20 protein-coding genes and 1 pseudogene are annotated in these 18,839 nt (G+C 70.9%); 13 read left to right on the forward strand and 8 right to left on the reverse strand.

Annotation, left to right across the window (positions count from 1 at the left end; genetic code table 11):
• Both ACJ73U_RS26685 and ACJ73U_RS26690 read right to left on the reverse strand, forming a co-directional pair.
• A pseudogene (locus ACJ73U_RS26685) lies at positions 1 to 678 on the reverse strand (hypothetical protein); the annotation flags it as partial.
• A 998-nt stretch (positions 679 to 1,676) separates the two neighbouring features.
• Positions 1,677 to 2,213 carry a hypothetical protein gene (locus ACJ73U_RS26690; RefSeq protein ID WP_407780460.1) on the reverse strand — a complete coding sequence of 179 codons (537 nt, stop codon included), beginning with the start codon at positions 2,211 to 2,213 and terminating at the stop codon, positions 1,677 to 1,679.
• On the opposite strand from ACJ73U_RS26690, the gene ACJ73U_RS26695 reads away from it, so the two are divergent.
• The 7 genes from ACJ73U_RS26695 (at position 2,212) to ACJ73U_RS26725 (ending at position 7,161) form a co-directional block, all read left to right on the forward strand.
• Entirely contained in the window at positions 2,212 to 2,424 is a 213-nt protein-coding gene (locus ACJ73U_RS26695; protein WP_407780461.1) for a hypothetical protein, read from the forward strand. The two genes, ACJ73U_RS26690 and ACJ73U_RS26695, sit on opposite strands and share 2 nt — an antisense overlap.
• 98 nt (positions 2,425 to 2,522) lie before the next feature.
• Entirely contained in the window at positions 2,523 to 2,825 is a 303-nt protein-coding gene (locus ACJ73U_RS26700; protein ID WP_407780462.1) for a DUF1540 domain-containing protein, read from the forward strand.
• A gap of 205 nt (positions 2,826 to 3,030) precedes the next feature.
• Entirely contained in the window at positions 3,031 to 3,396 is a 366-nt protein-coding gene (locus ACJ73U_RS26705; protein WP_407780463.1) for an STAS domain-containing protein, read from the forward strand.
• Between the two features lie 44 nt (positions 3,397 to 3,440).
• Positions 3,441 to 3,827 carry a hypothetical protein gene (locus ACJ73U_RS26710; RefSeq protein ID WP_407780464.1) on the forward strand — a complete coding sequence of 129 codons (387 nt, stop codon included), beginning with the start codon at positions 3,441 to 3,443 and terminating at the stop codon, positions 3,825 to 3,827.
• 99 nt (positions 3,828 to 3,926) lie between these two features.
• A complete protein-coding gene (locus ACJ73U_RS26715; RefSeq protein ID WP_407780465.1) occupies positions 3,927 to 4,601 on the forward strand; it encodes a DUF6766 family protein in 675 nt (224 codons plus the stop codon).
• 47 nt (positions 4,602 to 4,648) lie between these two features.
• On the forward strand, positions 4,649 to 5,647 hold the full coding sequence (locus ACJ73U_RS26720; protein ID WP_407780466.1) for an SDR family oxidoreductase: 999 nt from the start codon (positions 4,649 to 4,651) through the stop codon (positions 5,645 to 5,647).
• A gap of 77 nt (positions 5,648 to 5,724) precedes the next feature.
• Positions 5,725 to 7,161, forward strand: a complete 1,437-nt coding sequence (locus ACJ73U_RS26725; RefSeq protein ID WP_407780467.1) for an aminotransferase class I/II-fold pyridoxal phosphate-dependent enzyme — start codon at positions 5,725 to 5,727, stop codon at positions 7,159 to 7,161.
• Positions 7,162 to 7,273: 112 nt separating this feature from the next.
• Here the strand turns inward: ACJ73U_RS26725 and ACJ73U_RS26730 are convergent, their stop codons facing one another.
• The 5 genes from ACJ73U_RS26730 to ACJ73U_RS26750 all read right to left on the reverse strand — a co-directional run bounded on the left by ACJ73U_RS26730 (position 7,274) and on the right by ACJ73U_RS26750 (position 11,934).
• Positions 7,274 to 7,630 (reverse strand): hypothetical protein, encoded by a 357-nt coding sequence (locus ACJ73U_RS26730; RefSeq protein ID WP_407780468.1) that lies wholly within the window; start codon positions 7,628 to 7,630, stop codon positions 7,274 to 7,276.
• Complete coding sequence (locus tag ACJ73U_RS26735; protein WP_407780469.1) at positions 7,630 to 8,112, reverse strand: hypothetical protein; 483 nt, start codon at positions 8,110 to 8,112, stop codon at positions 7,630 to 7,632. The genes ACJ73U_RS26730 and ACJ73U_RS26735 overlap by 1 nt, the downstream gene beginning before the upstream one ends.
• Positions 8,109 to 10,487, reverse strand: coding sequence for a molybdopterin oxidoreductase family protein (locus tag ACJ73U_RS26740; RefSeq protein ID WP_407780470.1), 2,379 nt, complete (start codon positions 10,485 to 10,487; stop codon positions 8,109 to 8,111). The genes ACJ73U_RS26735 and ACJ73U_RS26740 overlap by 4 nt, the downstream gene beginning before the upstream one ends.
• 164 nt (positions 10,488 to 10,651) lie before the next feature.
• The gene (locus ACJ73U_RS26745) at positions 10,652 to 11,134 is read right to left on the reverse strand and encodes a MarR family winged helix-turn-helix transcriptional regulator (RefSeq protein ID WP_407780471.1); all 483 of its coding nucleotides are present in this window, start codon (positions 11,132 to 11,134) and stop codon (positions 10,652 to 10,654) included.
• A 59-nt stretch (positions 11,135 to 11,193) separates the two neighbouring features.
• A complete protein-coding gene (locus ACJ73U_RS26750) occupies positions 11,194 to 11,934 on the reverse strand; it encodes an EI24 domain-containing protein (RefSeq protein WP_407780472.1) in 741 nt (246 codons plus the stop codon).
• Between the two features lie 54 nt (positions 11,935 to 11,988).
• Between ACJ73U_RS26750 and ACJ73U_RS26755 the strand changes: the two genes are divergently transcribed.
• The 4 genes from ACJ73U_RS26755 (at position 11,989) to ACJ73U_RS26770 (ending at position 16,543) form a co-directional block, all read left to right on the forward strand.
• On the forward strand, positions 11,989 to 12,579 hold the full coding sequence (locus ACJ73U_RS26755) for a TetR/AcrR family transcriptional regulator (RefSeq protein ID WP_407780473.1): 591 nt from the start codon (positions 11,989 to 11,991) through the stop codon (positions 12,577 to 12,579).
• Positions 12,579 to 14,804 carry a molybdopterin-dependent oxidoreductase gene (locus ACJ73U_RS26760; RefSeq protein ID WP_407780474.1) on the forward strand — a complete coding sequence of 742 codons (2,226 nt, stop codon included), beginning with the start codon at positions 12,579 to 12,581 and terminating at the stop codon, positions 14,802 to 14,804. Before ACJ73U_RS26755 ends, ACJ73U_RS26760 begins: the two co-directional genes overlap by 1 nt.
• 69 nt (positions 14,805 to 14,873) lie before the next feature.
• Positions 14,874 to 15,302, forward strand: coding sequence for a MarR family winged helix-turn-helix transcriptional regulator (locus ACJ73U_RS26765; protein ID WP_407780475.1), 429 nt, complete (start codon positions 14,874 to 14,876; stop codon positions 15,300 to 15,302).
• Positions 15,299 to 16,543 (forward strand): alpha-amylase family protein, encoded by a 1,245-nt coding sequence (locus ACJ73U_RS26770; protein ID WP_407780476.1) that lies wholly within the window; start codon positions 15,299 to 15,301, stop codon positions 16,541 to 16,543. The genes ACJ73U_RS26765 and ACJ73U_RS26770 overlap by 4 nt, the downstream gene beginning before the upstream one ends.
• A 9-nt stretch (positions 16,544 to 16,552) precedes the next feature.
• Here ACJ73U_RS26770 and ACJ73U_RS26775 read toward each other — a convergent pair whose 3' ends face one another.
• Positions 16,553 to 17,140 carry a TetR/AcrR family transcriptional regulator gene (locus ACJ73U_RS26775; RefSeq protein WP_407780477.1) on the reverse strand — a complete coding sequence of 196 codons (588 nt, stop codon included), beginning with the start codon at positions 17,138 to 17,140 and terminating at the stop codon, positions 16,553 to 16,555.
• 92 nt (positions 17,141 to 17,232) lie between these two features.
• Here ACJ73U_RS26775 and ACJ73U_RS26780 point away from each other — a divergent pair, with 92 nt between their 5' ends.
• Positions 17,233 to 18,249: an aldo/keto reductase gene (locus ACJ73U_RS26780; protein ID WP_407780478.1), complete on the forward strand. Its 1,017-nt coding sequence runs from the start codon at positions 17,233 to 17,235 to the stop codon at positions 18,247 to 18,249.
• 251 nt (positions 18,250 to 18,500) lie between these two features.
• The coding region (locus ACJ73U_RS26785; protein ID WP_407780479.1) for a DUF3417 domain-containing protein at positions 18,501 to 18,839 on the forward strand (339 nt) is incomplete at its 3' end.

Genomic DNA, 18,839 nt, shown 5'->3' on the forward strand with positions numbered 1-18,839 from the left:
CCGCCGCGCGATGTCGGCGAACCTCTCCACCCGCACGTCCGAGAGCCAGTCGCGGACCTGCTCCAGTTCGTCGTCCGAGAACAGGTCGAGCACCTCGGGCGACTCCCCTAGCAGCCGCAGCCACGCACCGCTCTTGAAACTGTCGAACTCGACGTGGACACGCCGGTACGACTTCGGCGCGGTGACCGGCTCCTGGAGGATGACATCGTCGTGGAAGGCGTCCGACGTGACCACCACGAGAGTACCGGTGGACTCGCGCAAGGCCTTCTTCGCGACCGGGGCCGCCAGCAGGCGGAAGGCGAAGTTGAGCGACGGCCCCACCGCACCCTTCTCGTCCAAGAGGACCTGGCCCGAGTGCAGCACGAGCCGGAGGCGGATCGACGCCTCCGGGACGTGTATCGCGTTGTGCTCGCGCAACGCGGCCACCAACCGCTCCAGCAGCTGGTCCGCCAGCACGACCGCGGGTACGTCGGCGGGCACCAGGATCATGACGCCGTCACCCCGGTCCTCGCGGTGGCAGGCCGCCCAGTCGATCCGCGCCTCGGTGAACGCCTTGTTCAGCACCTTGTAGAGGCCGTCGTGCACAGCGGCGTGGTGGGCGCGCGTCCGGCCGGGATGCGTGAAGTTGGCGACGTCGACCAACACCATGGTCCAGTACATCGCCAACGGCTGTGGCATGCGGGAACTCCTCAGGGCGTCTTCGGGCACCGGCGTCACCGTCCGACGTCATCGATTATCAGCCATAGCCCGAGGGCAGTGGGAGAAGCTTGAGAATGTCATAAAGATGGCAAGTCCGTCGCCACGAGAACGATCGGTTAACAACTTCCGACGGGAGTGGCGGTCGTGCCAGGCGCCCAGGCCGCCGGGAGTGCGGCGCGGCACCGCGAAAAGATCAAACCGGATGAGCCACCGACCCGGAAGTTCCTCGCGACCGTGACTCCGTTCGAGTGACACGCTTGCCATTAACAGTTAGGTGATGGTGCGTCACACAAGGCTGGCGGTTCGAGATCAGCAGGGGACCGTCGCTGGCGGTGACGTTCGGCGAATCGGAGGCACACCTGATGGCGACGCTGGCGGGGCGCACGATCCGCGCGTGATATCTCCACGAGATGACGGAGTTTGTACACACATTCATGCGTCACATATTCAGGGATCCCGCAGGTGAGTCATATCTCACGGGTCAGCGTTTCCTCACCGGCGGTGTACCGAGCTGATTCTTGCGGTTCGGTCACAGGATTCCGTCGCGCGCGGTGGCGCGGCCTTCGGTTGTTCAGCGTCTCCCCTGCCACTGTTTCCTTTCCCCGGGAGGGATGAGCATGTGGACATGATTTTTCTTCGTCGCCTGCTCGCGGAATTCCCCGGTACGACGCATCCAGATCATGGTCTTCGGCTCAGCGGTGCGTCGGTGAACCCGTCGTGCTGTCACTTGCCGGTGGGAGCCGGGGGCAAGACATCGTGCGCGGGTACAGCTCTCGGGTTTCGTGGAGACGCCCCTGGCGCTCGCCACGTCCGCGTCGGGCAGTTTCACGGAGGAGGTGGGCGCCGCCGGCGCGTCGACGACCATCCACGGCAGTGGGATCGACCGCACCGGACGGCGTTCACCTACCCGCCCGACGGAGGGCAGGTCGACAGCCCGTTCCGCGCGGAGCTGCGGATCGCGCCGCGCGCGGGGTGACTCACAGCGGCGTGTAGTACAGCCAGTCGCCGTCGGACTGGATGAACGTGAGTGAGAGGTAGGCGTCGCCTGTCATCGCCGGGGTGCGGTACGGGACGTTCTTGGTGCCGGGTTCCTCCCCGTCGACGGCCGCGGTGAACTCGACGCCCTTGAGGTGTTCGGCCAGTTCGAACACGCCCTCGCGGATGGTGTTCCGCGCCTCCTCGACCTGCGGTTCGCTGGCCCCGGCGGCGTGTTCCCGCACGCAGGCGAGACGGCCGACGCACGTCAGGCCCAGCAGGGTGTCCCCGGAGCCCGTTCTGGCGGCCGACGCGAAAGACTTCGCGGCCGACGCGGGGCTGCTGAGGTCGTAGCCCCGCTCGGCGGACCCGGTCGCCGTGCCGGGGGCCGCCGCGCCGTCACCGTTGCCGGCGTGCCCGGTGAACGACATCATCGCGACCACGACGGCGACGGCCACCACGGCGACGGCGGTACCCCACAGCCAGGGCGAACGCCGCGGCGACGGTTCCGTGTGCTGCTCGGTGGTGCGTGTCGTCATGACCAGGAGACGCTGGCCGGGCGCGTTCGGTTCTGGCGCACGTGGCCGGCCGCGGGTGACCGAGGCCTGCACCCGCGCCGACCGGACGACGATCAGCACCGTCGGGCTGACGATCGAGCTCGGCGTCATCCAGTCGCGGGCGGGCGCCACGCCCGGCGGGGAGCGCCCTCAGCTCCGGGAGAACAATGCCGACCCCTCGGAATCGCATTAGGTTAGCGTTGCCTAATTCTTCCCGAAATGCGGAGTGGCCAGGTCGCTGGCACAGTTCTTTGTGTACCGAACTGAATTCATGCCGAAAGGAGACGGCGAATGACCACCACCGAAATGCCTGCCGTCAGCGAGTGCACGGTCAGCTCGTGCTCGTACAACGAGCACAGCGGGTGCCACGCGTTCGCGATCACGGTGGGCGGCAGCAACGGGGCCGCCGACTGCGCCACGTTCGTCCCGCTCGACGCCAAGGGTGGGCTGCCGCGGGTCGTGCCGCAGGTCGGGGCGTGCTCGCGGGTGGACTGCGTGCACAACCAGAGCCTGGAGTGCTCGGCCGCCGACATCAGGGTGGGCATGGGCGGCGGCGACCACACCGCCAACTGCATGACCTACCAGCCGAGGTAACCCCCTCCGGTCCCCACCGAGCCGGCCCGCCTGGCACGACGCCGCGAGGGTGTCGTGCATCCTCGACATCCGTCGGCACGTACTCCTGCCAGGCATGATCCGGCCCGGCGGTCCGCTGCCAGCCGCGCGCGTACGCTATGTCGTGGTAGGGAGCCGCACCGGTGCCGCGCCGGCACGACATCGGGGACCCCAGAGGAGAGGCTTGATGACCGTTCCCGAGGTTCCGGAGACCGCCGTGCCACTGGTGGGCGTCGAGGTCGAGCGCCGCGGTGCGACCGTGGTGGTCGCCATCTCGGGTGAGGTGGACCTGCTGACCGCGCCGCGCATGGAGCAGGCCGTCTTCGCCGCGCTGGACGAGGGCCCCTCGGTGCTCGTGATCGACCTCCTCGGCGTGACGTTCCTCGCCTCGGCCGGGTTGGCGGCGTTGATGAAGGCGCACGAGAAGGCCGGTTCCACCACCGCGCTGCGGGTCGTGGCCGCGGGTAGTGCGACGCTGCGACCGCTGGAGGTCACGGGGCTGGACAAGCCGCTGAGCGTCTTCCACACCCGCGACGAGGCAGTTCGAGCTTGATCGGTTAGGAGTTTCGACCGTCGGCCCCAGGGAACACTCGCCGCATGAGGAAGGCGGTCTGCCTCGCGGCCCTGTGCACCCTGACGCTCTCCGCGTGCGCCGCGCAGGGCCCGCGGGACGAGGCCGAGGCCGCCGCCGGGCGGTTCCTCGACGCGGTCGCCCGGTCGGACACGAGGACGGCCTGCGCGTTACTCACCCCGCGCACCCGCGAGGACCTGACCACCTCCGAAGGGCAGCCGTGTAGGCAGTCGCTGCCCACGGACGGGCTCGGCGGCCGCGTCGAGGGCGCCGACACGTGGTCAGACCAGGCGGTGGTGCACACCGAGGACGGCACCCTGTTCCTCACCGAGTTCGACACCGGGTGGCTGGTGGCCGCCGCGGGTTGTCAGCCGGACGGGGACGCGCCCTACCGGTGCGTGGTGGGTGGCTGAGATGCGCCGACCGATCTTCCTCGTCTACCTGGCCGTCATCCTGCTGGGGATCGCCTACTTCGTCGTGATCGGGCTGCTGCGGCTGTGACGGGAGAACGGGTGAAACGCAAGCTCCGCGACAACGGCCTCGGCATCGCCTTCGGCCTGCTGTTCCTCGGCGCGCTGATCGGCCAGGCCGTCGCCGGGCACGCCGACTACAACAACCAGCAGATCGCCGACGGCGCGCAGACCGTGTCGTTGTTCCAGTACGTGACGTCCAGCAGCTTCGTCGCGGACGTCGCGGAGAACTGGCAGTCGGAGTACCTGCAGTTCTTCCTCTACATCTTCGCGACCATCTGGCTGGTCCAGCGCGGGTCGCCGGAGTCGAAGCTGCCGGCGGAGACCGGCCCCGAGAGCGACGAGAAGCAGCGCGTGGGCCGGCACGCCTCGGCCGACTCCCCCGGGTGGGCACGCGCCGTCGGGTGGCGCCTCTGGATGTTCTCGAACTCCCTCTGTCTCGCGATGGGGGCGATCTTCCTGCTGTCGTGGCTCGCCCAGTCCGTCGCCGGCGTCGTCACCTACAACGCCGACCAGCTGGCGAACCACGAGGACACGGTGACGTGGTTCGAGTACCTCGGCTCGGCCGACTTCTGGAACCGCACGCTGCAGAACTGGCAGTCCGAGTTCCTGGCCGTCGGGTCGATGGTGGTGCTCAGCATCTACCTCCGCCAGCGCGGCTCACCCGAGTCCAAGACGGTCGGCACGCCGCACGCCAAGACCGACGGGCAGGACTAGGTAGTCGCTCCGCCGGGTAGCTCTTTTGCTGACACGGGGAGGATGGGATGAGCAGAGTTGTGGTTGTCACCGGTGCGAGTGCCGGTGTCGGGCGAGCGGTGGCCAAGGCGTTCGCGGCCCGTGGTGACCGGGTGGCCCTGGTGGCCCGGGGCGACGCCGGGCTGAAGGCGGCCGTCGCGGAGATCACCGAGGCAGGCGGGGCGGCGTTGGCCCTCACCGCGGACGTCACGGACTACACGGCGCTCGAACAGGCCGCGGACACCGTCGAGCAGGAGCTGGGACCCATCGACGTGTGGGTGAACAACGCGTTCGCCGCGGTCTTCGCCCCGTTCCTGAAGGTCCGGCCGGAGGAGTACCGGCGCGTCACCGACGTGACCTACCACGGGTACGTGCACGGCACCCGGATCGCACTCGACCGGATGACACGCCGCGACAGCGGGGTGGTCGTCCAGGTCGGCTCGGCACTCGCCTACCGCGGCATCCCGCTGCAGTCGGCGTACTGCGGCGCGAAGCACGCCATCGAGGGGTTCACCGAGTCGGTGCGGTGCGAGCTGCTGCACGACGGCAGCGCCGTGCGGATCACGGTGGTCCAGCTGCCCGCGGTGAACACGCCGCAGTTCGACTGGGCGCTGTCGCGGATGCCGCGGAAGCCCCAGCCGGTCCCGCCGATCTACCAGCCGGAGGTGGCCGCGCGGGCGGTCGTCCACGCGGCGGACCACCCGCGTCGGCGCGAACGCTGGGTCGGCGGCAGCACGATGGGCACGATCCTCGCCAACAAGATCTTCCCCGGGCTCCTCGACCACTACCTCGCGCGCACCGGCTACAAGTCGCAGGAGACGGCGGACGCGGAGACGAACCGGCCGAACAACCTGTGGGCACCGGTCGACGCCCAGCCGGGCTCGGTCCACACCGCCCACGGCCGGTTCGACGACCAGGCCAAGGACACCGCACCCACGACGTCGACCCTGGCACGCGGCGCGGCGGCGGGTGTGGCCGCGCTGGGTGGCGTCGCCTGGCTGCTGACGCGCCGCATGCGTGGCGCGTGACCAGCTCCGGACCGAACAGGACCGGTGGCGGAACGCGGGTGTTGCTTTGACGGGAACAGTAAGGGGTAACCGCCTACATGGACCACAGTCGTGCGCCGGTGCTGGAGGCGCTGCAGGGCTTTCGTGACCAGGGATACACACCGTTCAACCCGCCGGGTCACCGGCAGGGGCGCGGGGTCGACAAACGCGTGCTCGACATCGTCGGCGAGGCGGTCTTCGCGTCGGACGTGATCGCGGTCAACGGCCTCGATGACCGGCGTGTGTCGCAGGGTGTGCTGCAGCAGGCCCAGGAGCTGATGGCCGACGCGGTGCACGCCGACAACGCGTTCTTCTCCACGTGCGGCAGCTCGCTGTCGATCAAGAGCGCGATGCTGTCGGTCGCCGGTCCGCACGAGAAGCTGCTGGTCGCGCGGCAGTCGCACAAGTCGGTGATCTCCGGGCTGATCCTGTCCGGGGTGGCGCCGGTGTGGGTGCGGCCGAAGTGGGACGCCGAGCGGCACCTGTCCCACCCGCCGGAGGTCGACGAAGTCCGCAGGCGGTTCGAGGAGGAGCCGGACGCCAAGGGCATGCTGCTGGTCACCCCGACCGACTACGGCACGTGCGGTGACATCAAGGCGATCGCGGACGTCTGCCACGAGCTCGGCAAGCCGCTGATCGTCGACGAGGCGTGGGGCGCGCACCTGCCGTTCCACCCGGACCTGCCGCCGTGGGGCATGGACGCCGACGCGGACGTGTGCGTGACGAGCGTGCACAAGTCCGGCGCGGCCGTCGAACAGAGCTCGGTCTTCCACCAGCAGGGCGACCTCGTGGACCCGACCGTGCTGAAGACCCGAGAGGACCTGCTCGGCACGACCAGCCCGTCCTCACTGGTGTACGCGACGCTCGACGGGTGGCGCCGGCACATGGTCGAGCACGGCGAGACACTGCTCGGCGCGGCGCTCGCCCTGGCCAAGGACACCCGCGCGGCCCTCGAGAACCTCCCCGGCATCCACGTCATGGGGGACGAGTTCGACGTGTACGACCCGCTCAAGATCGTGCTCGACGTGTCCGGGCTCGGCATCAGCGGCTACCAGGCGGCCGACTGGATCCGCGACCACCAGCGCGTGACGCTGGGCCTGGCCGACCACCGGCGGGTCGTCGCGCACCTGACGATCGCCGACAACCCCTCGACCGCGGCGACGCTCCTGCGTGCGATCTCCGCGCTCCCCGAGGCGGACCTGCCCACGCCGCCTCAGGTGGACCTCCCCACCCCGAAGGAGCTGGAGCTGGAGACGGCGATGCTGCCCCGCGACGCGTTCTTCGGCCGGACAGAACAGGTCGACGCCGACAAGGCCGTCGGCCGGATCAGCGCCGAGATGATCACCCCGTACCCGCCCGGCGCTCCCGCGGTGCTGCCCGGCGAGGTGATCAACAAGGAGGTGCTGGACTACCTGCGGTCGGGCCTGCAGGCCGGCATGCAGCTCCCCGACCCGGCCGACGCGGAGCTGAAGTCCGTCCGCGTCGTGGCCCGGTGAGAGTCACGTCGGACGCGTTGACGTAGCCCTCGACGCGTCCACCGCGGGCAACTGTGCGCGCGGCACGCTCGTGGTCCTTCGCCACCCCATGACGGCCGGCCGTCATGGGCCGTCATGGGGTGGAGTACGGGCGCCGGGCCGCCATCGGATCGGCCACCACCTCCTGCCACTGGCGGCGGAACGTCCTGGCGTGCTCGTCGGGGTTCGCGCCGGCGAGAGCGCACAGCGCGAGGAACACGCTCCTGGCGCTCTCCCACCGCCGCGGGACGTTGATGCCCACCAGCAGGCGGCGGATCGACTCCCTGCTGATCGCGCCGTCGTGCTCCGGGTGCGCCACGATCCACTCGTCGATCGCGCGCAGGGGCGGTTTGTCGGCCTGCTGGTACAGCCCGTGCAACGTCTCCACCAGCGCGCGCAGCGGGCTCGGTGGCAGCAGAGACAGCGGCGGCAGTTCGATCGGCTGTCTCATCAGCTGGCCAGGACCTGGGGCGAGAGGGTCTTCAGCATCGCGTTCGTCCAGGTCAGCTGGCGCAGCGTCCGCGGGTGGCAACGGGCCGTCAGCTCCACCAGGTCCGTGTCCTTGGCCGCCTGCGCGCCCTGCGCGAGCAGCTCCCAGTCCAGGGACACCCCGGCCGTCTTGCGGTGCAGCCGGCGGAGGTCGGCCAGCAGCAACAGCCCCGGCTCGGGGCGGCCGCCGGCCAGCTCGCTCAGCTTGCGCCGGACGGCCGCCAGCGGTCCGGAATGGTCGGGCGGGCTGTCGTCGAGGTGCAGGCCGTACCGCTCCCCCGCCACGGCCAGGGCGTGGACGTGGTCACGGGACCAACCGGCCAGATCACGGGCGACGTGGTGGATCTCGTGCTCGACGACGTGGCGGTCGGACACCATCAGCAGGTCGCGGGCCAGCGACTTCTCGGCGCGGTGCAGCTCGCGCAGTGCCAGTCCCAGTTTCACGTCCGCGCCTCCATCCGCTCGGTGACACGTGCCTGCGGCGCGCTCGCCGGCACCGCCGGGGCCTCGCCGACCCGGTGGATCGCGGCGGCCGCCGTCTTGAACAGCGGCTGCTTGGACACCGGGTCCCAGTCGGTCATGGTCAGCTCGTTGGCGGCCCGGCCGTCCTTGTCGCCGGTGTCCCAGTAGCCGTAGTGGAACGGGAGGAACAGCACGCCGTCGCGGATGCCCGAGACGCGGACCCGCGCGCGGACCGTGCCGCGCGGCGTGGTGACCTCGGCCAGGTCGCCGTCGTGGAGGTGTTCCCGCGCGGCGTCGGTCGCCGAGATCTCCACCCACACGTCCGGGGCGGCCGCGTTGAGCTGCGGGGTGCGGCCGGTCTTGGTCCTGGTGTGGAAGTGGTAGATCGTGCGGCCGGTGATCAGCGCGAACGGGAACTCGGCGCTGGGCGTCTCGTGCGGCGGGAGGTACTCGGCCGCCTTGATCATGGCCTTGCCGTCCGGGTTCGCGGCCTTGTAGTCGCTGGGCTCACCCGGCGCGCCGGTGATCAGGTCGCGGCCGTAGGTCTCGCAGTAGTCCGGCTGCGCGAAGAAGCGGCCGTTCTCGTACAGCCTCGGGGTGCCGTCCGGGTGTTCGGCGTCGCACGGCCACTGCACGCCACCCCGCCGGAGCTTCTCGTAGGTGAGGCCGGTGTAGTCGCACGGGCGCCCGGCGGACGCCTTCTTCCACGCCTCGAACGCGGTCCGTGGGTCGTGCCACGCGGGGAACGGGTTCCCGTCCCTGTCACGGAAGTCCATGCGCCGCGCGTAGTCCAGCAGGATGTCCAGGTCCGCACGTGCCTCGCCGGGCGGGTCGACCGCCTTCTCCGACAGGTGCACGGTGCGGTCCGCGTTGGTGAACGTGCCGACCTTCTCGCCCCAGATGGCGGCCGGCAGCACCACGTCGGCGAACTCGGCGGTCTCGGTGCGGAACGCGTCCTGCACCACGAGGAACAGCCGCTCCTGCGCCAGGATCGACCGGATGCGCCCCAGCTCGGGCAGCGACACCGCCGGATTGGTGGCCGACACCCACAGCAACCGCAACGTGCCGTTCTCGGCGTACCGCATCATCTGCATGAGGTGCGTCGGCGGCGCGTAGTGCGGGATCTGGTCCACGTCGACGTTCCACAGCTTCGCCAGCTCGGCGACGTGGGCGTCGTTCGCCCAGTTGCGGAAGCCGGTCAGGTCGCCGTCGGCGCCGCACTCGCGGGTGTTCTCCGCGGTCGGCTGCCCGTTCATCTGGAGCACGCCGCAGCCCGGCCGCCCCAGCATGCCGCGCACCAGCACGATGTTGTTGACGGCCACCGCGGCCGCGGTGGCCTGGTGGGACTGGTAGAAGCCCTGCAGCACCGTGCACAGCAGGCGCTCCGCGTGTCCGAGCAACGCCGCCGCCGCGCGGATCCGGTCCGCCGGCACACCGCAGAGCTCGGCCGCCCGCTCCGGCGGGTAGTCGCCGACCATCGACTCCAGGTCGGCGAACCCGATGGTGTGGCGGTCGACGTAGTCCCGGTCGACCCAGCCGTTGGCGAGGATCTCGTGCAGCAGGCCGTTCATCAGCGCCATGTTCGTGCCGGGGATGGGCGCCAGGTGGACGGTCGCGGCACGCGCCACCGGTGTCTCGCGCGGGTCGACGCACAGCAGCGCGGGCGGGTTCGGCCCGGCGAGGCGGTCCAGGATCCGCTCCCACAGCACGGCCTGCGTCTCGGCGACGTTGTGGCCGAACAACGCGATCACGTCCGCGTGGTCCACGTCCTCGTAGGACCCGGGCTGTCCGTCGCAGCCGAACGACTCCTTGAGCGCCGCGGCGGCGGTCGCCGTGCACAGCCGGGTGTTCCCGTCGACGTGGTTGGTGCCCAGCGCGCCGTGCGCGATCGCGGCGAGGGTGTAGTACTCCTCGGCGAACAGCTGCCCGCTGGTGTAGAAGCCGATGGAGCTGGCGCCCTGCTCGTCGAGCAGTTCCTTGCTGCGCTTGACGATCCGCGACATCGCCTCGTCCCACGTGGACTCGACGAGCCGCCCGCCCTCCCGCACCAGTGGCACGGTCAGCCGGTCCTCCGCGTGGTTGGCCTGCCACCCGAACAGGTCCTTCGGGTCGAGCCGCCCGTGGTTGACGCGGTCGCCGGCACGACCACGCACCCCGACGATCCGCCCGTCCCTGACCGCGATCTCCATGCCGTCGCCGTTGGAGTGCAGCACCGCCGCGGTCGGCACCCAGGCGTCGACGTCCGCCTCGGTGAGTCCGTCGGCGAGGTGGCTGTCAACCCGAACGGGCCACCGCTCACCCGGGCCGTACGGCGTACGTGTGCCCCACGGCGTCGCGATTCCGTCCCTCTCGACCATTCGCGACCTCCTCCTTCAGGACGCGACTACCCCTCATCGACCCGAGCAAACGCCGACTCTTGCGTGATGCAAACAACCGCGTGTCCAACCCGCCGGACCGGCGTGTCCAACGAAACGTGACGTCACGTTTCGTTGGACACACCCGTCGTTTGCGTTGGACACGCTCACCGTGGGGGCGTGAGGCGCGGCTCGCCGCCGGCTTCGCTGAAGGCGGCCAGCGCACGCACGAGCCCGCGCTGGTGGGTGCGCGGCATCCGCGCCACGATGTCCGCGATCTCGGCACGCCGCAGCCGCATGACCTCGCCGACCACCCGTCGCCCGGTCGGGGTCAGGCTGACCAGCGCCTCCCGTCGCGACCGCGGGTTGGTCTGCCGGTCGACGAGCCCCGCCTCGGACAGCCGGTCCACGGCCCGGGTCGTCGTGGACGGGTTCACCCCGAGGGCGTCGGCCAGCTCGGTGATCTTCTGCTGCCCGGCGTCGACCAGCACGACGAGCAGCCGGAACTGCGGCAGGGAGATCGACTCGTCGACGGTCGCGATCGACCGCGCCGACACCCCGACCAGCACCCGGGAGGCGGCCATCAACGCGTCGGTGACCGCGTCGACCTGCTCGTCGGCGAGTGGCCCGTCCTCGGGCGCGGTTGACATGGCGCAGTTATACCCGCCACAAATCGTGCCAAAGGCAACTGTTGGGCAATGCACACATCTCACTCGTCGCGCAGGATCTCGTGGGCGACCAGTACGCCGCCGGCGAAGGCGAGCGGCATGACGACGATGGCGGCCAGCGGGATCGTGCACAGCAGTGACGCGGGCAGGCCGAGGCCGAGCGCCAGCGCGCGCCGCTTGGCCAGTGCCGCCCGGCGTTGCCGCAGGTCCATCCCCCGCCGGTAGAACGGCACGGCGACCAGTTCGAGCACGAGGAACCACGCGGTCACCAGCGCGAGCAGCACCGGCACCACGGTCTGCCCGACCACCGGGATGAACCCCGCGACGACCAGCGGGACCGTGAACAGCAGCGACCGCAGCACGAGCAGCACGCCGTCGCGGATGCCCAGCCACAGCATGCGCCACCAGGACAGCTCCGCCTCGGCGGGTGGGCGGCCCAGGTCGTCCTCCACCTTCTCGGCGATCGTCTCGTAGAACGGGCCGCCGATGGCCAGCGTGAGCGCCGAGAAGCCGATCACGCCGACCACCAGGGCCGCGGCCACCAGCGCCACCCCGGCCGCGACGCGGACCGCCGTGCGCAGGCCCGCCGCCCAGCCGTCCGCGAACGGGGTGACCCACATGGCAAGGTCGTCGATCCAGTGGACGAGGGCGATCATCCCGCCGAGCAACAGCAACGCGGTCAGCACCGCCGGCAGCGCGCCGAGCAGCAGCAGCCGCGGCCGCCGGACGAGGATCGTGACGCCGCGCCCGAACAGGCCCACACCCTTGACGAAGTCCCGCACGCGGTACTTCTACCCCCTGGTGCGTCACTATGTAACATGACATAATCCCGAGTCGTGACCAGCCAGAGGCGCACGCCGGGCAGCACGAAGCAACGGATGCTGGACAGCGCCGTGCTGCTGCTCCGTGAGCGGGGCGCGGCGGGTGTCACCGTCGACGCGGTCCTCGCGCACAGCGGCGCGCCGCGCGGGTCGGTGTATCACCACTTCCCCGGCGGCCGGAACGAGATGGTTCTCGGCGCGGTACGGCAGGCCGGTGACTACATCACCGCGCTGGTCGACGAGTCCGTGGCCGACGGCGACGTCCGGCGGACGGTCGAGCGGCTGGTCGCCTTCTGGAAACGGGCGCTCACCAAGACCGACTACCGCGCCGGCTGCCCGGTCGTCGCGATGGCCATCGACAGCCGGGAGATCATCCCCGACGCCGCCGCGGTGGTGCGGGAGATCTTCGCGCGCTGGCACGACAGCCTCCGCGAAGCGTTGTCCGCCGACGGTTTCCCGCACGACCGGGCCCAACGGCTCGCGACGCTGATCGTCTCCGCGCTCGAGGGCGCGATCATCCTCTGCCGCACCCGCCGCGACCTCACCCCCCTCGACGACGTCCACACCGAGATCGCGCCCCTACTCGGCGAACTGGAGCCTGGCTGATGTGGAAACCCAGCGCCTGCATCCTCTGCGAGTGCAACTGCGGCATCGAGATCCTCGTCGGCGCCGACGGCCGTTCCTTCGACAAGATCCGCGGGGACAAGCTGCACCCGGCGTCCGGGGGCTACACGTGCAACAAGGCGCTGCGGCTGGACTCCTACCAGAACGGCCACACCGGACGGCTCACGAAACCGTTGCGCCGCAGGGCTGACGGTGAGTTCGAGGAGATCGGCTGGGACACCGCGATCACCGAGATCGCCGCGAAGCTCGGCGGCATCCGGGACACCCACGGCGGCGAGACGATCTTCTACTACGGCGGCGGTGGGCAGGGCAACCACCTCGGCGGCGCGTACTCGGCGGCCACGCTGCGGGCGTTCGGCGCGCGCTACCGCTCGTCCGCGCTCGCGCAGGAGAAGACGGGCGAGTTCTGGGTGAGCGCGCGCATGCTGGGCAACATGACGCGCGCGGACTTCGAGCACTGCGAGGTCGCGTTGTTCGTCGGCAAGAACCCCTACCAGTCACACGGTTTCCCGCGTGCCCGCTCGGTACTGAAGGAGATCGCGAAGGACCCGGCCCGGTCGATGGTCGTGATCGACCCGGTGCGCACGGACACCGCGGAGCTGGCCGACTTCCACCTGCGGGTCCGGCCGGGCACGGATGTCTACCTGCTGACGGCGCTGGCGGCCGTGCTCGTGCGGGAGGATCTGGTCGCGGCGGACTGGCTCGCGGCACACGCCGACGGCCTCGACGCGGTCACGTCGGTCCTCCGCGAGGTGCCGATCGCCGAGTACTGCGCCGTGTCCGGTGTGGACGAGTCCGTCGTGCGTGCCGTGGCGACGAGAATCGCCGAGGCCGAGTCGGTCGCCGTGTTCGAGGACCTCGGCGTCCAGATGAACCGGGACTCCACCGTGGTCAGCTACGTGGAGAAGCTGGTCTGGCTGCTCACCGGCAACTTCGGCAAGCGGGGTGCGCAGTACGTCCCGTCGAGCCTGGTGCCGCTCGGCCGCGACCGCGGGTACGCCGGCGACGAGGGCCCGCGCAGCCCGGTGGCCGGCGCACGGATCATCAGCGGCCTGGTGCCGTGCAACGTGATCGCCGAGGAGATCCTGACCGACCACCCGAAGCGCTACCGGGCGATGCTGGTGGAGAGCGCGAACCCGGCGCACTCGCTGGCGGACTCCGCCCGGATGCGGGAGGCGTTGCGTGCGCTGGAGCTGGTGGTCGTCATCGACGTGGCGATGACCGAGACCGCGCGGCTGGCCGACTACGTCCTGCCCGCACCGACCCAGTTCGAGAAGTTCGAGGCGACGTTCTTCAACTTCGACTTCCCGCGCAACGTCTTCCACCTGCGGCACCCGGTCGTCCCGGCACTGGAGGGCGTGCTGGGAGAACCGGAGATCCACGCCCGGCTGGTGGAGGCGTCGGGCGCGCTGACGGCCGCGGACTACGAACCGCTGCGCGCGGCCGCGGCCCGGGGCCGGGCCGAGTTCGGGCAGGCGTTCCTCGCGGCGCTCGCCGATCCGGCGAAGCGGCGGCTGGCGCCGGTGCTGCTGTACCGCACGCTGGGCCCGACGCTGCCGCACGACGCCGCGGCGGCCGCGGTGCTGTGGCTGGCGGCGCACGAGTGCGCCCGCAAGAACCCGACCGGCGTGGCGAAGGCCGGCTACGGCACCGGTGTGCTCGCCGGCGAGCAGCTCTTCGACGCGATCGTCTCCGGCGCCCACGGCGTGGAGATCACCCACGACGACTACGCGGCGTCGTGGGACCGCGTGTCCCGCGGGCGGATCCAGCTCGAGGTGCCGGAGCTGCTGGCGGCGGTGGCGGCACTGCGGGACCGCCCGGCCCCGCGGTCCGACCCCGACTGGCCGTTCGTCCTGTCGGCCGGCGAACGCAGGGCGTTCACGGCTAATACGATCATGCGCGACCCGAGCTGGCGCCGCCGCGACCCGGAGGGCCGCCTGCGCATCAGCGTGACGGACGCGGCCCGACTGGGTGTGGCGGCGGGCGACCGCGTCCGCCTGACGACGCGCCGGGGCAGCACGGAGGTGGCCGTGGATCCCACGGACGCGATGCTGCCGGGCCACATCTCCCTACCGAACGGCCTGGGCCTGACGGTGGACGACCGAACGGGTGTCGCCCCGAACGAGCTGACCGCCGCCGAAGACCGCGACGAATGGGCCGGTACGCCATGGCACAAACACGTACCAGCCAGGCTGGAGAGCCTCTGAGGACGACGACGCCGGTCTCGGCGGCACCCTCGCGCGGCGAGATATTACGTGATCCCTTAGTATCTCTCCGTGACTCCGGGACAACGGCGAGCCGTCGCCGAGCAGACGCGGGGGGCCGTGGCCAGGCTGGCGCGGCGACTGCGGGCCGAGCGGCCGGTCGAGGCGCTCAGCAGCAACAAGATCGGCGTGCTCAGCTACCTGCGCCGCAACGGGGCGAGCAGTCCCGGTGAGATCGCCGCGGGGGAACGGCAGCAGCCGCAGTCGCTCACGCGGGTGTTCGCCGAGCTGGAGACGGCCGGGCTGGTTCGGCGCTCGCTCAACGAGAACGACCGCCGGGTGGCGGTCCTGGAGCTGACCGGCGCGGGTGCCGAGGTGCTGCGCCACGACATGGCCCACCGGGACACCTGGCTGGCGGCGGCGCTCGACGAGCTACCCGACCTGGAGGTCGAGGTCCTGGGGCTGGCCGCCGTCATCATGGATCGGCTGGCGGAGCGATGAGCACCGAGCCGTCCTGGGTCCGCCACGCCATCTGGTGGCACGTCTACCCGCTCGGCTTCACCGGCGCGGAGCCGAACGCGCGACCCGAGATCGTCCACCGGCTCGGGCAGTTGGCGTCGTGGTTCGACTACGCCGTCCGGCTCGGCGCGTCCGGGCTCGCCCTCGGGCCGGTCTTCGCGGCCGAGACGCACGGGTACGACACCGTCGACCACTACCGCATCGACCCGCGACTCGGCGACGCCGGCGACTTCGACCGGTTGGTCCACACCGCACACGAACACGGGCTGAAGGTGTTGCTGGACGGCGTGTTCAACCACGTCGCCCGCTCGTTCACGCGGCCGGAACTGCTGGGCCGGGGCACGTTCGAGGGCCACGACCACCTCATCACGCTGGACCACGACGCACCCGCGACCCGCGAGTACGTCACGGACGTGATGTGCCACTGGCTCGACAGGGGCGCGGACGGCTGGCGCCTGGACGCGGCCTACGCCACCCCGCGGCCGTTCTGGGCCGACGTGCTCGCGCGGGTGCGCCGCCGGCACCCGGACGCCTACCTGGTGGGCGAGGTCATCCACGGCGACTACGCGGCGACCGTCGCCGAGACCGGCATGCACGCGGTCACCCAGTACGAGCTGTGGAAGGCGATCTGGAGCAGCCTCAACGACCGCAACCTGTTCGAGCTGGCGTGGGCCCTGAAACGCCACGCGTCCTACCTGGACTCCTTCGTGCCGTTCACCTTCGTGGGCAACCACGACGTCACCCGCATCGCCACCCGCCTCACCGACCAGCGCCTGCTGCCGCACGCACTCGCCGTGCTGTTCACCGTCGCCGGCACCCCCGCGGTCTACTACGGCGACGAGCAGGCTTTCCGCGGCGTGAAGGAGGACCGCGCGGGCGGCGACGACGCGGTCCGGCCGGCCTTCCCCGAGGAGCCGGGCGGCCTGGCCCCGTGGGGCGCCCCCACGTTCCGCCTGCACCAGGACCTGATCGGCCTGCGCCGGCGCAACCCCTGGCTGCACGAGGCCCGCACGACCGCGACGGAGCTGACCAACACGGCGGCCGTCCTGGACACCACCAACGGCACCGAACGCCTCACGACGGTGCTCAACCTCGCCGACGCGCCGGCCACTCTCCCCGTGCCGCAAGGGAAAGCGCTGCTGGGCGAGGTCGAGCTGCGCGGCGGCCGGGCCGTGCTGCCCGCCCACGGGTGGGCCGTGCTCGGCCAGCCGCCCGTGCGGTGAACAACGCCGTCACGACATGTCGCCGCCGCGCTGCGGCGCGTGCCGCAGCCCGGCGATGAGCAGTTGCACCATGCGACGCGCGTCGTAGCGGGGGTCGTCCTCGCCGCCGGCGCACAGGTTGCCGACGGCGTAGAGCAGTCCGTAGGCCTCGATGTCCGCGGGGATCTCGCCGGCGGCGGCCGCAGCGTCGAGCAACCGCGCGCACACGGGCACGAGGTGGTCGAGGAAGTAGGCGTGCAGCGTCTCGAAGCGGGCGCTGTCGGACCGCAGTGCCGCGGCGAGGCCGTGCTTGGTGACCAGGAAGTCGACGAAGACGTCGACCCACCGCCCCAGTGCGGCGTGCGGCGTGCGGCTGCTCGCCAGCAGGGCCGGTCCGGCTTCCGCGCAGGCGTCGACCTGGTGGCGGTAGACGGCGATGACGAGGTCCGCCCGGGTCGGGAAGTGGCGGTAGATCGTGCCCATCCCGACCCCGGCCCTGGCCGCGATGTCACGGACGGGCGCGTCCACCCCGGACACGACGAACACCGCGGCCGCCGCGTCGAGCAGGGTCTGCTCGTTGCGGCGGGCGTCGGCTCTCTTCCGCGGGGTCTCGACCACCGTCCCGGTTCCTCTCGTCGCGGCGCTTGCTAAGCGGAGCACTGTTCCGTATGTTAGGTGGAGCAACGTTCCGCTTATCTTACGGAGAAGACATGCAGTACCGCACGCTGGGCCGCACCGGCGTACAGGTCAGCTCCCTCGTGCTCGGCGCGATGAACTTCGGCCAGCTCGGGAACACCACCCAGGACGAGGCCACCGCCATCGTCGACGCCGCGCTCGAGGCCGGGATCAACGTCATCGACACCGCCGACAGGTACAGCGCCGGCGAGTCCGAGGAGCTGGTGGGCAAGGCCATCGCCGGCCGGCGAGACGACATCGTGCTCGCGACCAAGGCGAACTCGCCGATGGGTGACGAGATCAACCACCGGGGCAGTTCGCGCCGCTGGCTGGTCACCGCGCTCGAGAACAGCCTGCGCCGCCTCGGCGTGGACCACGTCGACCTCTACCAGATCCACCGCTGGGACCCGCTGACCGCCGACGAGGAGACGCTGTCGACGCTGACCGACCTGCGGCGCGCCGGGAAGATCCGCTACTTCGGCTCCTCCACCTTCCCCGCCTACCGGATCGTCCAGGCCCAGTGGGCCGCCCGGGAGAACCACCTTGGCCGGTACGTCACCGAACAACCCGGCTACTCGATCCTGCAGCGGGGCGTCGAGGCCCACGTGCTGCCGGTCACCCAGGAGTACGGGCTCGGCGTGCTGGCGTGGGGCCCGCTGGCCTCGGGCTGGCTGTCGGGTGCGATCCGCGAAGGCCGGGAGATCACGACCAGCCGCTCGGCGTTCATGCCGCAACGCTTCGACACCGCCGTCCCCGCCAACCGCGCCAAGCTCGACGCCGTGGAGCGGCTGGCCGCACTCGCCGACGGGGCCGGCCTGACGATGATCCAGCTCGCGCTCGGCTTCGTGACCGCGCACCCCGGCGTGACCAGCGCGATCATCGGCCCTCGCACGCTGGACCACCTGCGCTCGCAGCTCGCCGCCGCGGACACCGTGCTGCCCGCCGACGTGCTCGACGCGATCGACGCGATCGTCCCGCCCGCGACCAACTTCAACCACGCCGACAGCGGGTACGCGAATCCGGCGCTCGAGCCGCACGCCAGGCGCCGTTAAACACCAAACGCCGGGCGATCATCCAGATCGCCCGGCGTTGCTTCTCCTAACGAAGCTGGGCGTCGAGCGCGCCGCCGCAGTGCGGGCACGACGCCCGCTCGGCGTAACGCTCCGACGGCCACAGCCGAAGACAGCGAAGGCAAAGGATCCTCATGTGGACCCTCCTTTCTGCGCAGGGTGAAGGCTCGGCCCTGCGACTTACAAGGGTATCGGCCCGCAGGACGGGAACCTGAAGACCTATGCTGGCCCACGTGCACGCAGGCAGTCGCGACCTCGAGCGAGCTTCCCAAGCCCTCGCCACCCGGCTCCCCGAGCCGTTGGGCATCCTCGCCCGCATCGCCTACAACTACCGCTGGGCGTGGGACCCCGACGGCCCGGATGTCTTCCGCGAGCTCGATCCCGATCGCTGGGAGCGCGTCGCCGAGAACCCGGTCAAGCAGCTGCAGGAGGCGGCGACCGCGAACCTCCTCGCCGCCGCGCAGGACGAGGGCTTCCTCCAGCGCGCCGCCGCGCTCGAGGAGCGCATCAACGCCGACCTCAAGCGGCCCGCCCACGACGGCCCCGCGACGCCGGAGCGACCGGTCGCCTAC

The organism is Actinophytocola sp., from assembly GCF_045807065.1.
In the GTDB taxonomy this organism is placed as follows: domain Bacteria; phylum Actinomycetota; class Actinomycetes; order Mycobacteriales; family Pseudonocardiaceae; genus Actinophytocola.

What these genes read in the sequence shown, in the direction of transcription:
- ACJ73U_RS26695 (WP_407780461.1), top strand. Translation starts at nt 2,212, where the DNA reads ATGACCAGGAGACGCTGGCCGGGCGCGTTCGGTTCTGGCGCACGTGGC.
- ACJ73U_RS26690 (WP_407780460.1), bottom strand. Translation starts at nt 2,213, where the DNA reads ATGACGACACGCACCACCGAGCAGCACACGGAACCGTCGCCGCGGCGT.
- ACJ73U_RS26700 (WP_407780462.1), top strand. Translation starts at nt 2,523, where the DNA reads ATGACCACCACCGAAATGCCTGCCGTCAGCGAGTGCACGGTCAGCTCG.
- ACJ73U_RS26705 (WP_407780463.1), top strand. Translation starts at nt 3,031, where the DNA reads ATGACCGTTCCCGAGGTTCCGGAGACCGCCGTGCCACTGGTGGGCGTC.
- ACJ73U_RS26710 (WP_407780464.1), top strand. Translation starts at nt 3,441, where the DNA reads ATGAGGAAGGCGGTCTGCCTCGCGGCCCTGTGCACCCTGACGCTCTCC.
- ACJ73U_RS26720 (WP_407780466.1), top strand. Translation starts at nt 4,649, where the DNA reads ATGAGCAGAGTTGTGGTTGTCACCGGTGCGAGTGCCGGTGTCGGGCGA.
- ACJ73U_RS26725 (WP_407780467.1), top strand. Translation starts at nt 5,725, where the DNA reads ATGGACCACAGTCGTGCGCCGGTGCTGGAGGCGCTGCAGGGCTTTCGT.
- ACJ73U_RS26730 (WP_407780468.1), bottom strand. Translation starts at nt 7,630, where the DNA reads ATGAGACAGCCGATCGAACTGCCGCCGCTGTCTCTGCTGCCACCGAGC.
- ACJ73U_RS26740 (WP_407780470.1), bottom strand. Translation starts at nt 10,487, where the DNA reads ATGGTCGAGAGGGACGGAATCGCGACGCCGTGGGGCACACGTACGCCG.
- ACJ73U_RS26745 (WP_407780471.1), bottom strand. Translation starts at nt 11,134, where the DNA reads ATGTCAACCGCGCCCGAGGACGGGCCACTCGCCGACGAGCAGGTCGAC.
- ACJ73U_RS26760 (WP_407780474.1), top strand. Translation starts at nt 12,579, where the DNA reads ATGTGGAAACCCAGCGCCTGCATCCTCTGCGAGTGCAACTGCGGCATC.
- ACJ73U_RS26770 (WP_407780476.1), top strand. Translation starts at nt 15,299, where the DNA reads ATGAGCACCGAGCCGTCCTGGGTCCGCCACGCCATCTGGTGGCACGTC.
- ACJ73U_RS26780 (WP_407780478.1), top strand. Translation starts at nt 17,233, where the DNA reads ATGCAGTACCGCACGCTGGGCCGCACCGGCGTACAGGTCAGCTCCCTC.